This is a genomic window from Roseiflexus castenholzii DSM 13941 (genome assembly GCF_000017805.1).
In the GTDB taxonomy this organism is placed as follows: domain Bacteria; phylum Chloroflexota; class Chloroflexia; order Chloroflexales; family Roseiflexaceae; genus Roseiflexus; species Roseiflexus castenholzii.
In genome coordinates this window covers 461,015-482,241 of sequence record NC_009767.1, presented here as the reverse complement: position 1 = coordinate 482,241, position 21,227 = coordinate 461,015, and the positions used below count along the sequence as shown (strand labels likewise).

Sequence of the window (21,227 nt, the reverse complement as noted above, 5' to 3'; positions counted from 1 at the left end):
GGACAGGCGTTTCCCCGTCCCCCGCATCGACCGGTCGCTTACTTGCTCCAGGAGGCGATATTCCAGATGCTCGAGTCGAACGTATTGAAGGTCGGACCTTTGAGCGCCTTCACCTTCGCATTCGGCGTCTGGCGGTTGATAAGCGGAATGATGGCGCCATCGGTCACCAGCAGATCGTTCATCTTGATCGCCAGTTCGGCGCGCTGCTTCGGATCAAGTTCCTTCTTCAACTGCTCGAAGAGGGCGTCATACTCCGGGTTGCAATAACGTCCGTCGTTGTTGCCATTCCACCGGTTCGCCGCCGACGCGCGCTCGGAGCAGAGCCACCCCTGGAGGTATTGCTGCGGATCGGCGCTGCTCGGACCGTTCGTATACATCTGGAGGTCGGCGTAGAACTTGTTCAGCGTATCCGGGTTGCCCTCATCACCGCCGAAAAAGACACTGGCATCGATGGCTTTGACGTTCACCTGAATGCCGATCTCCGCCAGGTTCGACTTGATGATCGCCTGCGTGCTCTGGCGCAGCGGGTTGATTGAGGTCTGGAAACTGACGACAAGCCGGACCGGTTTCCCGCCGATTTCCTTCTCGCGCACCGAGCCGTTCAACTTCCAGCCCGCATCCTCGAGTAACTTCTTCGCCGCTTCGACATCGCGCTCACACGTCAGGTTCGGTGAGTTAACCGATGCAGGCACGACCAGCACATTGCAGGTCGGCTTGCCGGTCGGTCCGTACAACTGCTCAGCAATCGCCTTGCGGTCAATCGCCAGCGAGATCGCCTTGCGCACGGCAGGATCGGTCAGGAACGGATGCGGTTGATCCGGTTCACTGCGCTTATCGCCGAGAGCCGGATCGGGGTTGGCGAAGTTGACGACAATACGCTCGACACCGAACGAACCGCCGGCCAGCGGGTCGCACTTACCGCTCGCAAGGATCGGCTCGAGCACCGCCTTCGGAATCTGCAAGTTCCACGCAAAATCCACCTCTTCCGTCTCACAGACGGCGCGCGCGGCTGAGGCAGCATCACCGCCGCCCTTGATCTCGACCTCGTCGAAGAAGACGTTGTCGGCATCGCGGAAGAAGGGGTTACGCTCATAGATCACCACATCGCCCGGCTTGAACTCCTTCAGCTTCCATGCATTCGTACCGATCGGCGCCAGATTCGCCGCCTGGCATGCCGCATCGGTGCTGGCTGCCGCGCCGATGCACTTCTCGAACTGCTTCTTCTGGAGGATCATGCCATTCGGACCGACGAAGGCGATGTAGGGGTAGGCAGTAGGCTCTTTCCAGGTGATCTTGACCGTCGTATCATCGACCTTCTCGACATTGGCGATCGGATCGAAGACCGCCTTCGTCGTGCAGGCCGTCGCCGGATCAGCACAGTACTGCCAGGTAAAGATGATATCGTCGACTGTGAAATCGCTCCCATCCGACCACTTGAGCCCTGGTTTGAGTTTCCAGGTCACGCTGGTTCCATCCGGAGCGACGCCGCCATTCTCGATGGTGGGAATCTCAGCCGCCAGGAAGGGCACCAGTTCATCTTTTTCGTTGTAACGCGCCAGCGGTTCGAGGATAACGGTCGCGCCATCAAAGTCCTTCGTACCGGTCGCCAGGTGCGGGTTGAGGGTCGTCACCGCCTGCCAGTAGAGGATTTTCAGGCGCCCGCCCCGCTGTGCGGCAGGTGGCGCCGTCGGCGCTGCCGTCGGTTGCGCTGGCGCTGCCGTCGGTTGCGCTGGCGCTGCCGTCGGTTGCGCTGGCGCTGCCGTCGGTTGCGCTGGCGCTGCCGTCGGTTGCGCTGCCGGTTGCTGACCGCCACACGCCGCCAGGACCGGGATGATCAGGATAAGAAGCAGCGCCAGCGCGCCGCTTCGCCGCCATACGTCACGCATCGAACGCATAGTGGTGTCAGTCCTTTCACTACAGAGGAGTCTGTCAACAACCCAGAAAGCAAACCATCGAGTAGTAGCGCGCGCATCACCTCCTGCACGATCAGCGCTTCACACCCGCGTATACGGCAATACTGGCGCAAAGCGCGCACGCTCTGCACAAACTCGCAGGAAACGTTGCTGCATCCATTACACGGGCGTAAAGGGTGGATAACAAGAGTTATCGTATCATACCATGAAGGTTAAGGAACGTCAACGTCCGTGCGTTGCATAGTGCTGGAAGGCGCAGGCAGACACCGACAGCAACCAGACGATGCTCAACCCCGCGCCTGAGCGTCGGGCTGAGACCGCAGCAGATCACGCACCCGCGCAAACTGATCCGTCGAGACGTGCGGATTGGACGCCTCGATCTCCTGAATAGCGCGTCGCGCCGCGTCGGCCACCGACGCTCCCCAGGAAGTGAAGCCCGTATCTTCCTCTGCGCGCTCGTGCAGAGCGGGGATCGCTTCAGCGACATTCATGTGCGCCAGCGCGTTGCACGCAGCAAAGCGCACATCGGGAGCAGGATGGTGCAGTGCGATGAGCAGCGGATGGAAAGCGCGCGTATCGCCGATGCGCCCCAGTGCGATCGCCGCGCGTTGCGCAACGCGCGGGTCCGGGTCGGTCAGGGCGTGAAACAGGGCGTTGAGTGAGCGCCCTTCGCCAATGACCCCCAGAATGCGAATGGCTTCGATCCGCACGGTTGAATCGTGACTTTCAGCCAACTCAAGCAATGCAGGCAACGCCGGTTGACCGATGACCCCCAACGCCCACGCAGCGCGCATACGCACCTCGCGGTCATCGTGACGCAACAGATCGATCAGCGGCGCAACCGCCGCTTCACCGAGCATTCCCAACGCGAACGACGCCTGTGCGCGGCTGAACTCATCGCCATCCTGCAATTCCTTCACCAACTGGCGGATCGAGTCGGGCGTTCGTTTCATCGTGTTGCCTCTCTTTCCGGGAGGTCCGAAGGACGAATGCGGAGGCGCGTCGTCTCCCGCAAGTGCATCACCGTCGTGTGTGCTTCACCGTTCCCGATCATTCCCGGTGCAGACTGCAACGAACCGTGCTTAACCCAACACCTCTCGCGCCCCACGGATCCGTACCGTCAGGATGCTCTGCGCAAGACGGCAATCCAGCGCGCAGTTGCGCGGACGGCGCAAATCCTTCGGGCTTGGTCCGCCACGAACATGCATTGGGTCGCGTCCGAGTGCATGTGCCACCAGGCAGGCGAATTCATAGCGACTGACCACATCGGGACCGGCAACGTGCAGGATGCCGCTGCGATCCAACACGGCAAGTTCCAGCAGTGCCGCCGCCAGATCGCCAACCTCTATCGGGCAGCGCCATTCATCAGTGAAGAAGATCGCCTCTGCACGCCCGTCGATCACATCGAGAACAAACTGTTCATGCCTTCCGGGACACTTTGGTCCGCCATAGATCAGCGACGTGCGAACGATCAAAGCGGCAGGATGCGTATCGGCGACCAGACGTTCCGCGTCCGCCTTGGCAGCGCCATACGCCGTCACCGGTTGCGGCGCATCCGCCTCAGTATATCTGCCACTTCGTTCGCCATCGAACACCACATCGCTCGAAAGATGGATCAGGCGCGCCCGGACCATAACCGCTCCCTGTGCGACCGCGCCTGCTCCGCCTGCCGTAATCGCCATCATATCCGGTCCTTCCTGACGATACGCCGTATGAATGACGACATCCGGCGCAATCTGCTCGATCAACGTCCTGGTTGCCGCTCCGTTGCGCAGATCGAGCATTTCCCAACGAACTCCTGATATTCGTGGCTGATGCGAATGATACGTCGCAACGACATTCCATCCTTGCGCGCGCGCCGTGTTCACCAACGCCGATCCCAGGAACCCGCTGCCGCCAGTGATCAGGATTGTACGACCTGTGAGCATGGCACTTAACACGGATTCGGACGGATTAAGACGGATTGGCACGGACTCAACTCTGCGCTATCACCTCTCGGTTCTCGTCATCCCTAATCCCTCCCCCCCAACCTGTCGAGCGCGTCTCGCGCCGCGTCCTGTTCTGCCGCCTGTTTACTCGCACCGCGTCCTGTTCCGAGTGACTCATCGCCTGCCAGTGCTTCGAATGTAAACTCCGGTTGATGCTCCGGACCGCTTCGCTCGATCATCCGATAGCGCGGCGTGATCCCCCGTTCTGCCTGAATACGCGCTTGCAGTTTGCTCTTATAGTCCACCGGCAGCCCCTGTTCCTGCAACGTCGCCAGCGTTTCCTCGAAGAGCGGCAGGAGAAACTTTCGCACTGCATCAAGACCCTGATCGATGAAGATTGCCGCAACTACCGCCTCAAACGTATCCGCCAGCAGCGATGGTCGTTGCCGGGCGCCACTCGACTCTTCGCCACGCGCCAGCAGCGTATGGGAGCCAAGGTCGTACCGCCGCGCAAAACTGGCGAGCGTCTCCGTTCGTATCAGCGCCGCGCGCCAGGCAGTCAGATACCCTTCGCCAGCATCGGGAAAACGCTCGAACACCAGCGTCGTCGCCAGAAAATTGACAATCGCATCTCCCAGAAACTCCAGGCGCTCGTTGCTGAACAGCGAGAGGCGCTCATCGACACGCTCATTGAGAAACGAGCGATGCGTCAGCGCTTGCCAGAGCAGACGCTGATCGGAAAACGTTACGTCAAGACGCGCACAAAGTTCATCAAGCGGCTTCTTCATAGCGTCGGAAGATCAGCGACACATTATGACCGCCAAAGCCGAACGAGTTGCTCAACACCGTATCGACGCGCGCCGGACGCGCCGCGTTGGGAACATAATCAAGATCGCACTGCGGATCAGGCGTGGTGTAGTTGATCGTCGGCGGGAGAAGGTTTTCTTGAATCGCAAGAATACTGACAATCGCCTCGATTGCCCCGGCGGCGCCGAGCAGGTGACCAAACTGTGATTTGCTCGAACTGACCGGCACGCGATACGCGCGTTCGCCGAGCAAACGTTTGATCGCCTCGGTTTCGGCGATGTCGCCGGCCGGGGTGCTGGTGCCGTGCGCATTGATATAATCGATATCATCGGGCGAAAGTCCGGCGTGCTTCAACGCGGCGCGCATCGAGCGCAGCGCACCTTCGCCGCCGGGAGCCGGCTGCGTAATATGGTAAGCGTCCGCCGAGAGACCATAACCGACGATCTCTGCCAGAATGCGAGCCCCGCGCGCGCGGGCAAATTCCAGGTCTTCCAGAACCAGTATGGCGCCCCCCTCTGCCAGCACAAACCCATCGCGCTCTGCATCGAACGGGCGTGACGCTCCAGCCGGATCATCGTTGCGGGTCGAAATGGCTTTGGCACTGGCAAACGACGCTATCCCAATCGGCGTGATCGGCGCCTCGCTGCCACCCGCCACCACTGCCGACGCCCATCCCCGTCGGATGATTTCCGCCGCCTCTCCGATTGCATGCGCTCCGCTGGCGCAGGCGGACGTCGGGCAATAGTTCGGTCCTTTCAGACCAAACAGCATCGACACCTGACCGGACGCCATGTTCGTAATCATGGCTGGCACAAGAAACGGGCTGATCCGCGAGGGACCGCGCTCCTGAAGGGTGATCACCCCTTCCGCAAGGGTTGTAATCCCGCCAATCCCGCTGCCGATGATCACCCCAATTGCGTCGGCATTGTCCGGTGTCGCAGTCAACTCAGCCGTGCGCAATGCCTCGGTGGCAGCAGCAATTGCCAGATGGATGAATCGGTCGTTGCGACGAACCTCTTTGCGGTCCATGTAGTTGAGCGGATCGAAGCCGCGCACCTCACCAGCGATGCGCGACTCAAGATTCGAGGCGTCGCACAGGGTAATCGGCCCGATACCGCTCCGCGCTTCGCGGATGCCCTGCCAGAGCGATGGAACATCAAGCCCCAACGGACTGACCGCGCCCATTCCGGTAACAACAACACGCCGTGACATCGGCTGGCATCTCCTTGGTTGCGAGGCGAACGTCAGAAAGCGCGTCTGGAAGCACAACACATCATTCGTTCACTTCCGACGGCGCGACACGCCAGGTTGGTGACAAGTGTCGTTGGTGTGATTATAACAGAAACCTGACATGGAATATCAAAATGTTCTTACTTTTTGACTCGCTGCAAACCGGCACGTGCTTCACTGCTTTCGGGATCGATCTGAAGCGCCTTTTCGAAGGCATGCTTTGCCTCTTCCAACCGCGCCAGGTGTAACAAACAGTTCCCATACCGAACCCATCCGTCCACCGAGCGAGGGTCGAGTTTCAGCGCTTCGGCATAGGAATTGGCAGCAGATTTGTGTCGTCCACTGGCACAGAGCACATCGCCAAGAAGGCGACGGGCGACGGCATCGGATGGGTCGAGTTGTATGGCTTTCTCCAGGTATTCCTGAGCCTGTGCCATCTCCCCAAGACGTTGGAGTAACACCCCCTTGCTCCGCCACAGCGCAGGCGCAGTGGGAGTATATGAAAGCGCCTTATCGAATGCTGCCAGAGCATCGACCGGCTTCTGCATCGTGGCAAAAATATCGCCGCGCGCGCCATACAGATGCGCAAATTCTGTGCGACTCACCGCGCGCCGCAATCCCTCATCGACCGCCTGCAACGCCTCGTGATAGAGCCAGAGTTGAAGGGAACAGCGCGCAATCAGGTTCCAGCCGTCAGGTTGATCTTGATCGAGTTCCACCGTGCGCTTGAAGCAACGGATCGCTTCCTTGTACTCACCCATATTCATATGTGCCAGTCCGCGCTCCTTCCAATGCTCGGCTTCATCGCGATCATCGAATGCCGACTCGCGTGGGAAGGGAGACCCGACGAGCGCTTCACGAACCTGTTGCAGCGCCGTTTCAAGTTCAGCGAACGATTGAAACCGCTCAACAGGTCGTTTTGCCAGGCACCGCATCACAATCGCCGCAGCATCGGGCGGCGTATTGGGCGCGAGGAGGCGTGGATCGGGCGGCGGCGCTCTGCGAATCAACCGGATCAGGGTATCGTCACGCTGCGCATCAAACGGCAGGCGACCGACGAAAAGTTCGTAGAGGGTGACACCGAACGCATAGATGTCGCTCCAGACACTGGCAGCCGCGCCATTGAACAATTCAGGCGCCATGTAGGGCAGCGTTCCCCCCAACCCGGAAGTCGAAAACGCGGCGCGCACAGAGGCGCGGCTTTGCATTTCGACAGGTTCAGCATCAAACAATGTTTGCCAGGGACGAAGCACCTTCGATAAGCCAAAATCGGTCACTTTAGCGCGCCCATCGAACGAGATCATGATATTGTCCGGCTTAAGATCGCGATGCACCAGGTTCAATCGTTCAACCGCGTGTTGCATGCCGCGACAAATCTGAATGCCGTAATCAACCGCTTCCTGGGGTGAAATGCGTCCAACCAGAGCGCGGAGCGGACCGCCATGGACATACTCGGCAACGACATGGGGGCGCCCCATGTAGGTGTGGATATCGTAGGCGCAAACAATATTGGGGTGGCTGCCAAGACGAATCCAAAGCTCGGCTTCAGCATTGAAGCGCCGGATGGCTGCTTCGTCCCAGATGTATTTCGTCTGATACGTCTTGAGAACAACACGCCGACGGCGCTGACGGTCGTAAGCAATGTAGACGACCCCCATATACCCGCGGCGCACCTGTTGCACCTCGTAGCGCTGTTCGATGACATCATCGACCCTGTATTCGCGCCCGAGTTGTGCGTCACTGAGACGTCGGCGACGCTGAAACCATCGTTTGAGCATAAGCGGCTCTCGTGCGATACCGCTCCATGCTACCATGAAACCGTATAAAAAGTAAATATGGCGCGAGGCGCGAGGCGCGAGGCGCGAGGCGCGCGGGACCCGACCATGGCGTCGCGCGAGATTTATCTCGCATTTGTGGAGCGGTGAAGGGCGCGAGACGCGAGGCGCGAGGCGCGAGGCGCGAGGCGTGAGGCGCGAGGCGCGCGGGACCCGACCATGGCGTCGCGCGAGATTTATCTCGCATTTATGGAGCGTGAAGGGCGTGAGGCGCGAGGCGCGAGGCGCGAGGCGCGCGGGACCCGACCATGGCGTCGCGCGAGATTTATCTCGCATTTGTGGAGCGTGAAGGGCGTGAGGCGCGAGGCGCGAGGCGCGAGGCGCGCGGGACCCGACCATGGCGTCGCGCGAGATTTCTCTCGCATTTGTGGAGCGGTGAAGGGCGTGAGGCGTGAGGCGCGAGGCGCGAGGCGCGCGGGACCCGACCATGGCGTCGCGCGAGATTTCTCTCGCATTTGTGGAGCGGTGAGCGGTGAAGGGCGTGAGGCGTGAGGCGCGCGGGACCCGACCATGGCGTAGCGCGAGATTTATCTCGCATTTGTGGAGCGGTGAAGGGCGCGAGGCGCGAGGCGTGAGGCGCGAGGCGCGAGGCGCGAGGCGCGAGGCGCGCGGGACCCGACCATGGCGTAGCGCGAGATTTATCTCGCATTTGTGGAGCGGTGAAGGGCGTGAGGCGCGAGGCGCGAGGCGTGAGGCGCGAGGCGCGAGGCGCGCGGGACCCGACCATGGCGTCGCGCGAGATTTATCTCGCATTTGTGGAGCGTGAAGGGCGTGAGGCGCGAGGCGCGAGGCGCGAGGCGCGCGGGACCCGACCATGGCGTCGCGCGAGATTTATCTCGCATTTGTGGAGCGTGAAGGGCGTGAGGCGCGAGGCGCGAGGCGCGAGGCGCGCGGGACCCGACCATGGCGTCGCGCGAGATTTATCTCGCATTTGTGGAGCGTGAAGGGCGTGAGGCGCGAGGCGCGAGGCGCGAGGCGCGCGGGACCCGACCATGGCGTCGCGCGAGATTTATCTCGCATTTGTGGAGCGTGAAGGGCGTGAGGCGTGAGGCGCGAGGCGCGAGGCGCGCGGGACCCGACCATGGCGTCGCGCGAGATTTCTCTCGCATTTGTGGAGCGGTGAGCGGTGAAGGGCGTGAGGCGTGAGGCGCGAGGCGCGCGGGACCCGACCATGGCGTCGCGCGAGATTTCTCTCGCATTTGTGGAGCGGTGAGCGGTGAAGGGCGTGAGGCGCGAGGCGCGAGGCGCGCGGGACCCGACCATGGCGTCGCGCGAGATTTCTCTCGCATTTGTGGAGCGGTGAAGGGCGCGAGGCGCGAGGCGCGAGGCGCGCGGGACCCGACCATGGCGTAGCGCGAGATTTATCTCGCATTTGTGGAGCGGTGAGCGGTGAAGGGCGTGAGGCGAGCGAGGCGCGAGGCGCGAGGCGCGAGGCGCGCGGGACCCGACCATGGCGTAGCGCGAGATTTATCTCGCATTTGTGGAGCGTGAAGGGCGTGAGGCGCGAGGCGCGAGGCGCGAGGCGCGCGGGACCCGACCATGGCGTAGCGCGAGATTTATCTCGCATTTGTGGAGCGTGAAGGGCGTGAGGCGTGAGGCGCGAGGCGCGAGGCGCGCGGGACCCGACCATGGCGTAGCGCGAGATTTATCTCGCATTTGTGGAGCGGTGAAGGGCGCGAGGCGCGAGGCGTGAGGCGCGAGGCGCGAGGCGCGAGGCGCGAGGCGCGCGGGACCCGACCATGGCGTAGCGCGAGATTTATCTCGCATTTGTGGAGCGGTGAAGGGCGTGAGGCGCGAGGCGCGAGGCGTGAGGCGCGAGGCGCGAGGCGCGCGGGACCCGACCATGGCGTAGCGCGAGATTTATCTCGCATTTGTGGAGCGGTGAAGGGCGTGAGGCGTGAGGCGCGAGGCGCGAGGCGCGCGGGACCCGACCATGGCGTAGCGCGAGATTTATCTCGCATTTGTGGAGCGTGAAGGGCGTGAGGCGCGAGGCGCGAGGCGCGCGGGACCCGACCATGGCGTAGCGCGAGATTTATCTCGCATTTGTGGAGCGTGAAGGGCGTGAGGCGCGAGGCGCGAGGCGCGCGGGACCCGACCATGGCGTAGCGCGAGATTTATCTCGCATTTGTGGAGCGGTGAGCGGGGCGAGCGGTGAAGGGCGAGAGACTGGGCATTGTCGGTCGAGGAGGGGCAGGCTCCCGTGACCGCCCCGAATCCGGTCCTCGACATAGCACGGGCGCCCCTACCGGGCGGACCCCACAGGCGGACCCCGCAGATTGGGCGCCCCTACAATGAGACACCACACAACCATATCTGATAAACGAGGTGTTCGCAGTGCACGATGCCCTTCGCATTCGACCTGCCCGACACGACGCCCTTTGCGTTTCGCCGGACCGCGCTTTCCAAGCCCCTCGCACCGCGCGTCGATCCGCGCAAACGTCGTGGCAAGCACGATCCACTCGTGCCGCCGTTGCTGACGACCGTGTGAGCCAAGCTGGCCGGCTCCCCGCGTCTGGAAGACCTCAGCGATTCGGACCCGCCTGAGCGCTGCCGACCGGACCGCGCTCTTCGGGCTGGCGCGCCCCACCATGCTGCATCAGGACGCCCGGAGCCGGATCGTTGCCCGCGCCATCGACCTTGCGGACTTTGACGCGCGGTTGACCGGTTTCTTCCAGGACCAACGCCTGAGCGCCGAGATTCCTGAGCGCAGCGGCATTGTGCTGACGCGCGACAGCACAACCCTGCGGATCGCTAATCCCTCACCCCTAACCCCCGCAGAAACGCCACATACCCGCCAATCCGTTGCCGCCGAAGATCGCGCCGATGCCCCAACAGCCACTTCCCCGCCTCGACGAATAGTTCCGCGCCATACACTGCCATCAGGAATATATACAATCCTGTTGCCAGATGATCCCCATATCGCATTCGCGCATACCGCAACCGGCTCCGGTGGAACGTCATCAACCGCCAGGTCGGAACCTGCGTGCTGCTTTTCCCTTCGTGATGCATGATCTCGGCAGCAGGCAGGTAAACGATGCGACCGCAGGCATGCAGGCGCTGCTGCCATTCCAGTTCCTCAGAATACATCACAAAACTGGCATCGAGCAGACCGACACGATCAATCGCCGAGCGCCGCACCAGCAGCGCCGCTCCTACCAGCCAGTCGACCGTCTGTTCCCGGTCATCCGGTGTGTCCATGCAACGGTAGCGTCGCACCCACGGATTATTCAACCAGCGCCATTCGAGCGGAGTGCTCTCCCAGAACAGAACACCAGGCGTCGGGAAACGTCGCCGACTTGACTGCACCGTTCCATCTGAATACCGCAATCGCGGTCCCACCACCACCACATCAGGATGCTCCTCCAGATAGCGCACCAGCGTCGGGATTGCATCACCAATCACCTCAGTGTCAGGGTTGAGCAACAGCACGTACCGGACGCGCGAACCATTCCGCGACAAGACCCGACGCAACGCCAGATTATTGCCGCCGGCGAACCCCAGGTTGCGCCCGGCATCGATCACTTCAACATTGGGATGGCGGGTGCGCAGCATAGCGAATGTTCTGTCGGTCGAAGCATTATCGACAACGGTGATCCGATATGCGATGCCAGACCCGGCAAGCGATGCATGAACTGTCGTGATACACCGTTCAAGAAGATCACGAACATTCCAGGAGACGATGATAATCGCAAGCATTGGTTGTTGCACCAGAAGGGAACCTTCAGCGCCGCAGAGAAAGATCGCGTCTGCATGGCGTCAACCCTTTGAGGTGAACATGCTTCACCACCTCGAAGTACGCCATCGTCGCGCACAGGAACAGACCAAGTGCGCCATCGCGGTAGCCGTGCAGCGTAACGAAACGCCGGTAGAACTCTCGCGCGGGAGCGCCGATGAACGACCGCCAGCGCACCGGTGCGCCATCCAGGAAGAGCGTCTGCGCTTCCTGGATGGCGTAAGAGCGTTGCTTGCGCCACAACTCGTCGATGCGTTCGATGTTCAGATGCAACAAATGCCCTCGCATCCTGTCCGTCGGTCCGTCGAGCATCGCAAATTCATGCACCAGGCGCGCCTCGTTGTAGCGCGCGCGATCCCGGCGCATCAGGCGCAACTGCTCATCGGGGTACCATCCGCCACCCTGCAAACGCCGCCCGAAGAACAGATTGTGGCGCGGAATCCAGAACCCTGCCCGGTCTGTGCCGCCGGTCAGCACTGCACGTATTTCGTCCGCCAGGTCGGGCATCACCCGTTCATCGGCATCGAGGAAGAGCACCCACGCACCCGCACACAGATCAAGCGCGCGGTTGCGCTGTGCCGGGAAACCGCGCCACGGCTCGACATACACTCGCGCGCCATAGTCCTGACAAATCGCCGCCGTCGCATCGCGCGAACGGCTATCGATCACAGCAACGATCTCACTGGCAAGATTGACGACACTACTAAGCGCATCGCCGATGTGACGCTCCTCATTGCTGGCGATGATCGCAACCGACAGCGCAGCAATCGGTTCCGCGCGTGGAGAGGTCATAGACGCAACACACTCCCATACGCCCACAATCGTGACCGCAATTCATCGCGCCCAATAGCGCGTCTGGCATAGTCGCGCCAGGCGCACAGCATCAGTCGCAGCATGCCGGTGCGGATGATCGTCGTGTGCAGGCGCGCCGCGCGTTCGCCGTAGTGTGTGCGAAAGAAGCGCAATCGGCTCGCATACAGCGCCGTCAGCATCCGTGCGCGGAACTGACCGGTCGCAGCGCCGCCGACATGCACCACCCGAGCATCAGGCGCCTGCCAGATCGCCCAACCCGCGCGCCGCACCCGATAACACCAGTCGACCTCCTCAACGTACATGAAATACCCCTCGTCGAGCAGACCTACCTGATCGATCACCGCACAACGGACGAGCATACATGCGCCGAGCGGATGATCAATCGGGAAGGGAGCATCGCCGGACTGTTCCTGCGGATATCGACCATGCCACCAGGAGTTGTACAGGCGTCCCGGCAACACTTCACCTGGCGGAAAAAGATCGAGCAACGTCATCATCAGCGTCGGAAAGCGAAACGCCGCCGGTTGAAGCGTTCCATCAGGGTTCAGCAATCTCGGTGCGACGATGCCCACCCGCGGGTGGGCATCGAGGAACGCAACCAGCGTCTCAATCGCGCCTTTCCGAACAACCGTATCAGGATTGAGCAACAGCACATACTCAAGCGCCGGATGCTCGCGGCGCAATGTCTGGATCGCCAGATTGGTCGCAGCAGCGAACCCCAGGTTGCGCCCCGCCTCGATGAGCACGACGTGCGGAAAGCGGGTGCGCACCAATGCCGCGCTGCCATCAGCGGAAGCGTTATCGACCACCACGACGTGCAACGGCAGCAAGCATGCCTGGAGCGATTCCAGGCATGCCGCGAGCAGATCGCGGGTATTGAATGACACGAGAGCCACACCGACACTTTTCATTGCGGCGCGTAGTGTAGCAGGGGAAGGCACAGCGCGCAAATCATTATCGACAAGAGCGTGATATGGTCACAGGTTACAGGAACATCAGGCGGGAGTGCAGAAGCCATCACACCTGCCCCGGTAATATATTGGCGCCGACAACCGGTTATTATAGAAATCAACAAACATAGCGATGCGAAAGAGAGCAAGACCCCGATGCCTATCAATGTCCTCGTTGTTGACGACAATCGCGTCTTTCGCAACTCTTTCTGCGAATTGCTCAATGCCTGCTACGATCACCTTCAGATCATTCCCGCAGGCGACGGCAGCGCCGCGCTCAGCCTGACGCGGCAAATATCGTTCGATCTGATCATTCTCGACTACGAACTGACGACCTTCAGCGGCGGCGACATTGTGCGCCGGTTACGCGCGCGTGGCGCTCCTTTGCCGCCGATTATCTTCATATCCGCCCATCCTGACCTTCCGGTGATTGCCCGACTGCACATGGTGAGCGGCTATCTGCAAAAACCGATTGACGCCGACACGCTCCATGCAGTGCTCGATCCGTTTATCAAGCAACCGACCATGCGCAGCGCCGGTCCGATATTATGGCGCATTCGAGCATCGGAAAGGGAATCTTAGTCATCGCAAACCGGTCAGTTGGCCGGATGTCCAGAATGCCGGCGCCGATTCCGCCGAGGTGTTTCTTCTTCACCGATGGATGATGGATGGAGGTGGCGCTAACCGCTCCTCCGTCCTATTACCAGAAGGTCCGGTTCGAGTATACACAACGGTCGTATCTGAAAGCATCCCGTGCTGCGCTTCCCGTTTCCTCTTATTGACCACGCATGGTATGATTGCTCCAATATTAAGGCGACGCTGCCGCTCACTCCGCATCCAAGACCAATACAATGAGTAATACTCAGGCGACTGCGAGCGGTATGCGCAAGGCGTCTCACCCGCTTGTTTTGCCGAGAGGAATCCGGTTATGCGCGCGCTCCTTTCACGACTGATCGATGTGCGCCACCCCGACGAGGATACGCAACGGAGAGGGCGGAATGTTATCCTGCTGGCATCAGGTTTGAGTCTTCTCACCATTCTGCTCGCCACCTATTCCGCCTTCACAGGTGTGCTCTCGTTGCGCGTCATCATCCCCATTGCTGTCAGCCTCGCCGTGCAAACCGGCGTGATCATCCTGGCGCGCAGCGGACGTGTCAACCTTGCAGGCAGCATTATGGTCGGCATGGCAATCGCAGGCACAACCGGTTCTGCGCTTCTCAATGAGGACCAGTTCGTTATCCCGGTCTTATTCCCGGTACCGCTGCTTGTTGCAACTGCTGCGCTGCACCCGACCGGGATCGTGGTCTCGCTCATCGGCGTTCTGGCGGGAATGGGAGTTGTCGCGGGAACGCTGCCGCCGCCTGAGAGTGTGCTGCTGCGCAATGCGCTCTTTGTCGTAACCGGATTGACCTGCATCTTTACCGCGCTGATCGGCGCGCTTATTAGCGTCGGTCACGAACGCCTCCGGCGCCGCCTGCACGCCGAGGCGCAACGCGCCGATCAATCGGCGCAGGCGCTGCAAAGACTGAACGACGAACTTGATCTGCGCGTTCAGTTGCAAACCGAAACCTTACAGCAGATGGTGCAGGAACTGGAGGAGCGTTCCGCCCAACAAGAGCAATTGCTGAACGAAATCACCGCACAGCGCGAGGTGATCCGTGAACTCAGCCTGCCCATCCTGCCGGTCGGTCGCGATGTGCTGGTTGCGCCGCTCATCGGCGCGCTCGACAGTGAGCGATTGCACCAGTTGCAGACCCAGGCATTTCAGCGCGTCGAGCGGGCGCGGGCGCGTCTGCTCATTCTGGACGTTACCGGCGTACCGGTCATCGATACCCATGCCGCTCAGGGACTCGCCGGTCTGATCCAGGGGTTGCGCCTGCTCGGCGCCGAGGTGTTCATCGTTGGCGTGCGCCCCGAAGTGGCGCAGACGATTGTCGGGCTTGGCATTCTGTTGCGTGATGTCAGCGTCTTTAGCGACCTTGGGTCGGCGCTCGAGAGCGCGACCATGCGCCTGGTTGAACGGTAACCGTCATCATATTGTCACAGTTATCCACATTTTGTGAATAACTGTGGATAGAATCCTAAATATAGGGTCCTATCCATCCGAAAGGTACAAAAATCAGTCGCGCACAGGCGAGCATCATCGTCCGCTTTGCCAATCACCCCCTCACTCGTCAGGATCAATGAGTCCAAACCATCCCTTGCGCACCATCCACTTGGCAAGTTCCAGTACCGGCACGACGGTCACGGCCAGCCCGGCAACGATCAACCAGTCGGTCAACGGCAGTGCATACGTTCCAAAGGCATCGTGCAGAAACGGCAGATACACGATCAGCGAGAGCAGCGCCAACTCCCAGATAATTGCCAGATTGAGCCACTTGTTGGCAAACGGCTTCTTCCACACCGAATTCCGATCAGATCGAAAGTTGTAGGCTTTGAAGAACTGGATCAACACCAGCGAGACAAACGTCATGGTCATCGCCTGTTCCAATCCGCGCCCCGAATTCAGCGCCCATGCGAAGAGCGCCAGGTTGATAATCGCCGACCAGACGCCGCCAAGCACCATCAATGTGACGACCGGGCGGGTAAAGATGCCAGTGCGGGGATTGCGCGGCTTGCGCTTCATGAGGTCGGCTTCTGGCGGATCGACTGCCAACGCCAACGCGGGCAACCCATCGGTCGCCAGGTTGACGTATAGGATCTGCACCGCCGAAAGCGGCAACGGCAGTCCAAGGAACGAAGCGCCTGCCATCAGTCCGATTTCGCCGATATTGGACGAGAGCAGATACATCAGGTATTTCTTGATGTTACTGAAGACGCCGCGCCCCTCTTCCACGGCTGCCACGATCGAGGCAAAGTTATCGTCGGTGAGGGTCATCGCTGCGGCTTCTTTGGTCACATCGGTGCCGGTGACGCCCATCGCTACACCGATATCGGCTCGCTTGAGCGCCGGCGCATCGTTGACGCCATCACCGGTCATAGCGACCACATGCCCGTTCGACTGCCATGCAGTCACCACCCGCAGTTTGTGCGACGGTGAGACGCGCGCATAGACGCTGATATTTTGCACCTCACGCTTCAACCGCTCATCCGACATGGCTTCTAGTTCAGCGCCGGTCACAACGCGCCCGCCATCAAGCAGGCGCAACTCCCGCGCAATCGCCTGCGCTGTCAATGGATGATCGCCGGTGATCATGACCGGCCGGATGCCGGCTTCGATACAGGTGGCAATCGCGCCTTTCGCTTCTGGACGGGGCGGATCGATCATGCCCACAAGACCCAGGAAGGTCATACCGGTTTCTGCATCATCCGGCGTGGCGCCCGGTTTGAACGCAATACCCAGCACCCGCATCGCCTGGCTCGCCATCTCCTGCGCCTGACGCAGAATCTGCTCACGCCTGGCATCGTCTAGCAGGTGCATGCCATCGGCGGTCATGACAGAAACGCACCCTTCCAGAATGACTTCCGGCGCTCCTTTTGCATACGCGGTCACGCCATCCGCTCCCCGGTGGAGCGTCGTCATGCGCTTGGTTTCGGACGAAAACGGGATTTCGTGGATGCGTGGATTCGCAGCGTCGAGGGTCTCCTTCCATAAGCCCGCTTTGGCAGCCGCGACGATGAGCGCGCCTTCCGTCGGATCACCTTTGATGTCCCAACCGCCATCTTCTTTCCGGATCAGGCGCGCATCAGACGCGAGAACCGCAGCCGTCAGGGTGAGCGCGAGCGGCTCCGGCGGCGAAACCGGATGATCATCGAGAAGGAACTCGCCTTCGGGCGCGTACCCGGCGCCTGAGACGGTAAAACATTGTTCGCCCGTAACGATCTGGCGAACGGTCATCTCATCTTTGGTCAACGTGCCGGTTTTATCGGTGCAGATCACCGAGGTGCTGCCCAGCGTTTCAACCGCCGGCAGACGACGGATGAGGGCATGGCGTTTCGCCATTTTCTGCACGCCAATCGCCAGCGAAATCGTGACAACGGCTGGAAGCGCTTCCGGTACGACTGCCACTGCCAGCGCGATACCAAAGATCAGCATATCGATGATCGGTTGCCCGCGCAGCAACCCAAGCGCCACGATGAGCGCCACAACCACAAACGCCGCGCGCGCCAGCACTCCGCCGACCCGATCCAGGTTCTGCTGAAGCGGTGTGCGCACCGTCTCGACCGTCTGGAGCATCTGCGCAATTTTGCCAAACTCGGTGCGCATGCCGGTGGCGACGATCAGCGCCTTCCCACGTCCATACGTCACCGACGTGCCGGCATATGCCATATTCCTGCGGTCTCCGAGCGGCAGGTTATCGCGCCCCAGCGGATCGATATGCTTCTCGACCGGAACCGACTCGCCGGTCAGTGCGGCTTCCTCGATTTGCAAATTAATCGCCTCGATCAAACGCGCATCCGCCGGCACTCGATCGCCGGTGTGCAGAAGAATGACATCGCCGGGAACCAGATCGCGCGCAGGAATGCGCATCTCTTTTCCATCGCGCAACACAGTGGCAGTGGGCGCCGCCATTTGCTGCAACGCCTCGATGGCGCGCTCAGCGCGGTATTCCTGGATAAACCCCAGAAGCACGGCAAAGAGAACGATAATGGCAATGACAATCGACTCGACGCCATGACCCAAAAAGAACGAAATCGCCGTCGCAATCAGCAGAATGATGATCAGAACATTCTTGAACTGTTCGAGCAGAATCTCCCAAGGCGAGATGCGCCGCGCCGCCTGAAGTTCATTCGGACCATACTGCTCCAGACGCTTCCGGGACTCGTCGCTGCTCAATCCGTCCGGTTTGCTATCGAGCAGAGCAAAAACTTCATCGATAGGGTACGCATGCCAGGAGTTCTCCGGCGCCGCATCTCCGTGCGTTAGGGGGGACGTCTGCGGTTTGATATCCGATTGTACAGTCGACGATTTCATGCCCATGCTCCCTTCTCTGCCCACCAACAGAAAAAGACCATCGCTTGCTGCGATGGTCTTGCGGTTTCGTTCAGGCAGCCGGGAAATTCCTTTCCGTGGTGACGACTGCCTGATCCGGACAATCCGGTTGCTACTCCCCATCTACGACTAGAGTATAGTCGGGAGTGCGCACCACGTCAAGAGGCGCTTGCCATATCCCCTGGTTATCACATGTTCACAACTCAGAAACCGGTCGAGGTTTGGACGCGCCCGGATGGCACGGTTGCGGCAGTTGCCGGAATCTCGCTGTCGCGCTCGCCCTTCGTCCGGTTCAGGTCGAAGATATCAAGGCGGAAACGATCAAGGCAGCATGCGCACTGTCGGCGCCCGATCCGCGCATTGACAAAGAACCCGAACGCCGCAGCCGTGCCGAACATCACCAGGCTATAGATCGCCGGCGGGATAGCCATGGCGGGGTTGTTGAGGAATGTTGCGCCCGACGCCAGCGCAATCGCCAGGGTTCCATTCTGGATGCCGACCTCAATGCCGCTGGTGATGCGCTGCGACCAGTTGAGACGCATGATTGCAGCGATGGTAAAGCCAAGCAGCATGCTTACGGCGCTCAACATCAACGTCGCCGGACCGACATCAATGAATGCCTGGACGATGATCGCCCGCTCGCGGATGATCGCCGCCAGGATCACCAGAACCAGCAGCGCCACCGATGCAACCTTCACCGGAAAATCGGCTTCAGCGGCGAACTCAGGGCGTTTTGCCCGCATCCACATCCCGAGCGCAACTGGAACAATTGTCAATAGCGCAATCTGCACGACGGTCTGCACAAACGGCAACTGGAGCGTTGTTCCCTGTCCCATGAAGTGAAACAGCATCCAGTTGACCAGCGGCGGAATCGTGATGACCGTCACCGTATTCGATATTGCCGTCAGCGTCACCGACAGCGCCACATCACCGCGCGAGAGGAACGAAATCAGGTTCGACGTCGGACCGCCGGGGCACAGCGCGACAATCATCAATCCGACGGCATACTCAGGCGGAAGATTGAACGTCGAGGCGATGAAGAAGCCAACCAGCGGCAAGACAACCAACTGACCGAATAGACCGATGGCGACCGCTTTTGGGTAGAACAACACCCGCCGAAAATCATCCACAACCAGCGACAGACCCATGCCCCACATGATGATGGCGATTGCGATTGGCAGAAACACTCCGGTGATGATGTTCTGTTCCATGCGCTCCTCTCAGGTTGTTATCGATTTCCCAACTCAGACGTCCGCCACCTTCCCCGCTTCTGACATCACGCTCGTTCCGATAACGACACCATCCCGGCAGTGCGCAAACTCACACGCAGATCGGCGCCAGAACCGGCGCTTCGAGCAAGGTTCGCGCTCGACCGCGCCGGTACATGCGCATTGCCAAAAGGCGAGCGCAGAGAAGGTATAGAAATGGTTGTTACCTGGAACCACCCCAGAAGCGAGGAGAAAGATGGGCACATCTTAGGATGCGGCGCGGGAAAGGAAAAGCGGAGGAGTTCCTTTATGCGGTAGGGAAGAATCCCCGCTGTCGCAGGGTGGTTATCAGGAAGTCGAGCGCCTCGACGCGCAGCGCCAGGCAGACACCGGCATATGTCAGCGTTCCAAGCCCACCTGCGCCCAGCAATACCGCCAGCGGACCGGCGAACGCAAGCGCATTGCCCAGCCACCATGCCACACAAAAGAGCGCTATGCAGGCGATCAGACATTTCCAGAAGGTTTCGCCGATGCGCAGACCACCGAGATCCACCAGGCGCTGCGAGAGGAGGTAGAGGATCAGCGCATGCCCGATCCACTGCGCCGAATTCGCCAGAATGAGCGCCGCCACCCCCAGCGGCGTCCACATCAGCAGCGGCAGCGCAGTCGCCGCGTAGATCAGGATGGCCGCCCCCTGCACCAGATTCGGCGTCAGAGTACGCTGGCGCGCATAGAACGCAAACAAGATCATCTGATCGAGCGCGGCTGCGGGCAATCCAGGCAGGTAGAGCAGCAAGGCGCGTGCGGTCGCCTGTGTATCCTCGCCGCCAAAGGCGCCGCGCTGATAAAGCAGCGCGACGACCGGCGCCCCCAGCGCCGCGAGAGCGGCGGTCGCCGGGAGGATGAGCAGCAGTACGACCTTGATCCCCATCGCCAGAGTGACGCGAAACGCCGCTTCATCACCGGCGCTCGCCTGACGCGAAAGGGTCGGAAGCACAGCGAACGACACGGCTGCGGCAACCAGACCGAGGGGGAACTGGATGAGCGCCGTAGCATAGCGCATCGTCGGGATGGCATCCGGCGTCAGGCGCGACGCCAGATTGCGATCAATGACAATACCAGCGATTGAGAAACCGATCCCCAGCGCAACCGGCGCATAAAGCGCGAGAATCCGGCGCACACCGGGATGCGCAAGGTCAAACGTCAGGAACGGCACATGCGTCGCATCACGGAGACCGGGAAGTTGCAGCGCCACTTGCAAGACCGAGCCAAGCAGCACGCCAACGACCAGGCTAAGCGGACCGAGCCATGCTTGCAGCAGAACCGCGCCAAGGATGATTCCCAGATTGAAGATACTGGTGGTAAATGCCGGAAGGAGGAACCGCTGCCGCGCATAGAGCAGCGCGGTGATCAATCCCGAAAGACCCATAAAGAAGACCGACGGCAGGAGCAGACGGGTCATCACGATAGTCAGTTCGCGCAGTTCCGGCTCAAACCCGCCTGCCAGCAGCATCACAACCGTTGGCGTTTGCCAGATAAGAAACCCGACGGTCAGGGCGATTGATCCCAACGCCAGATTGATGACGGTCGCGGCGACACGCCAGAAAGCAGTTTCGTCCTCCTCGGCGTAGGCGCTGAACACCGGCACGAGCGCCGCGCTGATCGCGCCATTAACCAGGAGATCGTAGACAATCGTGGGAACGGCGGAGGCGGCGGTAAAGGCGGCGACATCTGCGCCGCGCCCGAAGAGACCAGCAATGACCGCTTCGCGCACGACGCCAATCAGACGACTGGCGATATTGCCAGCCGCGATCAGGAGTGCGGCGGTTGCGACGCGGCGAACAACCGCACCCGAAGCGCCGGACATGCTTTTCATT

Annotated in this window: 16 protein-coding genes; 3 read left to right on the top strand and 13 right to left on the bottom strand. The window is 60.9% G+C overall.

What is annotated here, in order from left to right; translation table 11 throughout:
• Positions 1–38: 38 nt before the first annotated feature.
• From RCAS_RS01980 to RCAS_RS01955, 6 genes are all read right to left on the bottom strand, one after another.
• Positions 39–1,895 carry a peptide ABC transporter substrate-binding protein gene (locus tag RCAS_RS01980; protein WP_011997919.1) on the bottom strand — a complete coding sequence of 619 codons (1,857 nt, stop codon included), beginning with the start codon at positions 1,893–1,895 and terminating at the stop codon, positions 39–41.
• Positions 1,896–2,200: 305 nt separating this feature from the next.
• Positions 2,201–2,866 carry a HEAT repeat domain-containing protein gene (locus tag RCAS_RS01975; protein ID WP_011997918.1) on the bottom strand — a complete coding sequence of 222 codons (666 nt, stop codon included), beginning with the start codon at positions 2,864–2,866 and terminating at the stop codon, positions 2,201–2,203.
• Positions 2,867–2,995: 129 nt separating this feature from the next.
• Positions 2,996–3,841, bottom strand: coding sequence for an SDR family oxidoreductase (locus RCAS_RS01970; RefSeq protein ID WP_011997917.1), 846 nt, complete (start codon positions 3,839–3,841; stop codon positions 2,996–2,998).
• Positions 3,842–3,924: 83 nt separating this feature from the next.
• A complete protein-coding gene (gene rnc / locus RCAS_RS01965) occupies positions 3,925–4,629 on the bottom strand; it encodes a ribonuclease III (RefSeq protein ID WP_011997916.1) in 705 nt (234 codons plus the stop codon).
• Entirely contained in the window at positions 4,613–5,860 is a 1,248-nt protein-coding gene (gene fabF / locus RCAS_RS01960; RefSeq protein ID WP_011997915.1) for a beta-ketoacyl-ACP synthase II, read from the bottom strand. The genes rnc and fabF overlap by 17 nt, the downstream gene beginning before the upstream one ends.
• Before the next feature lie 158 nt (positions 5,861–6,018).
• On the bottom strand, positions 6,019–7,656 hold the full coding sequence (locus RCAS_RS01955) for a protein kinase domain-containing protein (protein WP_011997914.1): 1,638 nt from the start codon (positions 7,654–7,656) through the stop codon (positions 6,019–6,021).
• Between the two features lie 2,398 nt (positions 7,657–10,054).
• Here RCAS_RS01955 and RCAS_RS24735 point away from each other — a divergent pair.
• Positions 10,055–10,201 (top strand): hypothetical protein, encoded by a 147-nt coding sequence (locus tag RCAS_RS24735; RefSeq protein WP_157042506.1) that lies wholly within the window; start codon positions 10,055–10,057, stop codon positions 10,199–10,201.
• 34 nt (positions 10,202–10,235) lie between these two features.
• On the opposite strand, the gene RCAS_RS24730 is transcribed toward RCAS_RS24735, so the two are convergent.
• From RCAS_RS24730 to RCAS_RS01940, 4 genes are all read right to left on the bottom strand, one after another.
• A complete protein-coding gene (locus RCAS_RS24730; protein WP_157042505.1) occupies positions 10,236–10,394 on the bottom strand; it encodes a hypothetical protein in 159 nt (52 codons plus the stop codon).
• Between the two features lie 70 nt (positions 10,395–10,464).
• Positions 10,465–11,421, bottom strand: a complete 957-nt coding sequence (locus tag RCAS_RS01950; RefSeq protein ID WP_232280128.1) for a glycosyltransferase family 2 protein — start codon at positions 11,419–11,421, stop codon at positions 10,465–10,467.
• Between the two features lie 13 nt (positions 11,422–11,434).
• On the bottom strand, positions 11,435–12,238 hold the full coding sequence (locus RCAS_RS01945) for a glycosyltransferase family 2 protein (protein WP_011997912.1): 804 nt from the start codon (positions 12,236–12,238) through the stop codon (positions 11,435–11,437).
• Positions 12,235–13,155 (bottom strand): glycosyltransferase family 2 protein, encoded by a 921-nt coding sequence (locus tag RCAS_RS01940; RefSeq protein ID WP_157042504.1) that lies wholly within the window; start codon positions 13,153–13,155, stop codon positions 12,235–12,237. Before RCAS_RS01940 ends, RCAS_RS01945 begins: the two co-directional genes overlap by 4 nt.
• Positions 13,156–13,365: 210 nt before the next feature.
• Between RCAS_RS01940 and RCAS_RS01935 the strand changes: the two genes are divergently transcribed.
• The gene (locus RCAS_RS01935; RefSeq protein ID WP_011997910.1) at positions 13,366–13,791 is read left to right on the top strand and encodes a response regulator; all 426 of its coding nucleotides are present in this window, start codon (positions 13,366–13,368) and stop codon (positions 13,789–13,791) included.
• A 346-nt stretch (positions 13,792–14,137) separates the two neighbouring features.
• Positions 14,138–15,235, top strand: coding sequence for an STAS domain-containing protein (locus tag RCAS_RS01930; RefSeq protein ID WP_011997909.1), 1,098 nt, complete (start codon positions 14,138–14,140; stop codon positions 15,233–15,235).
• Positions 15,236–15,376: 141 nt separating this feature from the next.
• Here the strand turns inward: RCAS_RS01930 and RCAS_RS01925 are convergent, their stop codons facing one another.
• The 3 genes from RCAS_RS01925 to murJ form a co-directional block, all read right to left on the bottom strand.
• A complete protein-coding gene (locus tag RCAS_RS01925) occupies positions 15,377–18,124 on the bottom strand; it encodes a cation-translocating P-type ATPase (protein ID WP_011997908.1) in 2,748 nt (915 codons plus the stop codon).
• A gap of 221 nt (positions 18,125–18,345) precedes the next feature.
• Complete coding sequence (locus RCAS_RS01920; RefSeq protein WP_011997907.1) at positions 18,346–19,353, bottom strand: bile acid:sodium symporter family protein; 1,008 nt, start codon at positions 19,351–19,353, stop codon at positions 18,346–18,348.
• 304 nt (positions 19,354–19,657) lie between these two features.
• Entirely contained in the window at positions 19,658–21,217 is a 1,560-nt protein-coding gene (gene murJ / locus RCAS_RS01915; RefSeq protein ID WP_011997906.1) for a murein biosynthesis integral membrane protein MurJ, read from the bottom strand.
• Positions 21,218–21,227 lie beyond the last annotated feature (10 nt).

Bases quoted from the DNA above. Each gene is read 5' to 3' on its own strand.
- RCAS_RS01970 (WP_011997917.1), bottom strand. From the start codon at position 3,841: ATGCTCACAGGTCGTACAATCCTGATCACTGGCGGCAGCGGGTTCCTG.
- RCAS_RS01945 (WP_011997912.1), bottom strand. From the start codon at position 12,238: ATGACCTCTCCACGCGCGGAACCGATTGCTGCGCTGTCGGTTGCGATC.
- RCAS_RS24735 (WP_157042506.1), top strand. From the start codon at position 10,055: ATGCCCTTCGCATTCGACCTGCCCGACACGACGCCCTTTGCGTTTCGC.
- RCAS_RS01930 (WP_011997909.1), top strand. From the start codon at position 14,138: ATGCGCGCGCTCCTTTCACGACTGATCGATGTGCGCCACCCCGACGAG.
- RCAS_RS01920 (WP_011997907.1), bottom strand. From the start codon at position 19,353: ATGGAACAGAACATCATCACCGGAGTGTTTCTGCCAATCGCAATCGCC.
- RCAS_RS01955 (WP_011997914.1), bottom strand. From the start codon at position 7,656: ATGCTCAAACGATGGTTTCAGCGTCGCCGACGTCTCAGTGACGCACAA.
- RCAS_RS01975 (WP_011997918.1), bottom strand. From the start codon at position 2,866: ATGAAACGAACGCCCGACTCGATCCGCCAGTTGGTGAAGGAATTGCAG.
- rnc (WP_011997916.1), bottom strand. From the start codon at position 4,629: ATGAAGAAGCCGCTTGATGAACTTTGTGCGCGTCTTGACGTAACGTTT.
- RCAS_RS01980 (WP_011997919.1), bottom strand. From the start codon at position 1,895: ATGCGTTCGATGCGTGACGTATGGCGGCGAAGCGGCGCGCTGGCGCTG.
- fabF (WP_011997915.1), bottom strand. From the start codon at position 5,860: ATGTCACGGCGTGTTGTTGTTACCGGAATGGGCGCGGTCAGTCCGTTG.
- RCAS_RS01925 (WP_011997908.1), bottom strand. From the start codon at position 18,124: ATGAAATCGTCGACTGTACAATCGGATATCAAACCGCAGACGTCCCCC.
- RCAS_RS01935 (WP_011997910.1), top strand. From the start codon at position 13,366: ATGCCTATCAATGTCCTCGTTGTTGACGACAATCGCGTCTTTCGCAAC.
- murJ (WP_011997906.1), bottom strand. From the start codon at position 21,217: ATGTCCGGCGCTTCGGGTGCGGTTGTTCGCCGCGTCGCAACCGCCGCA.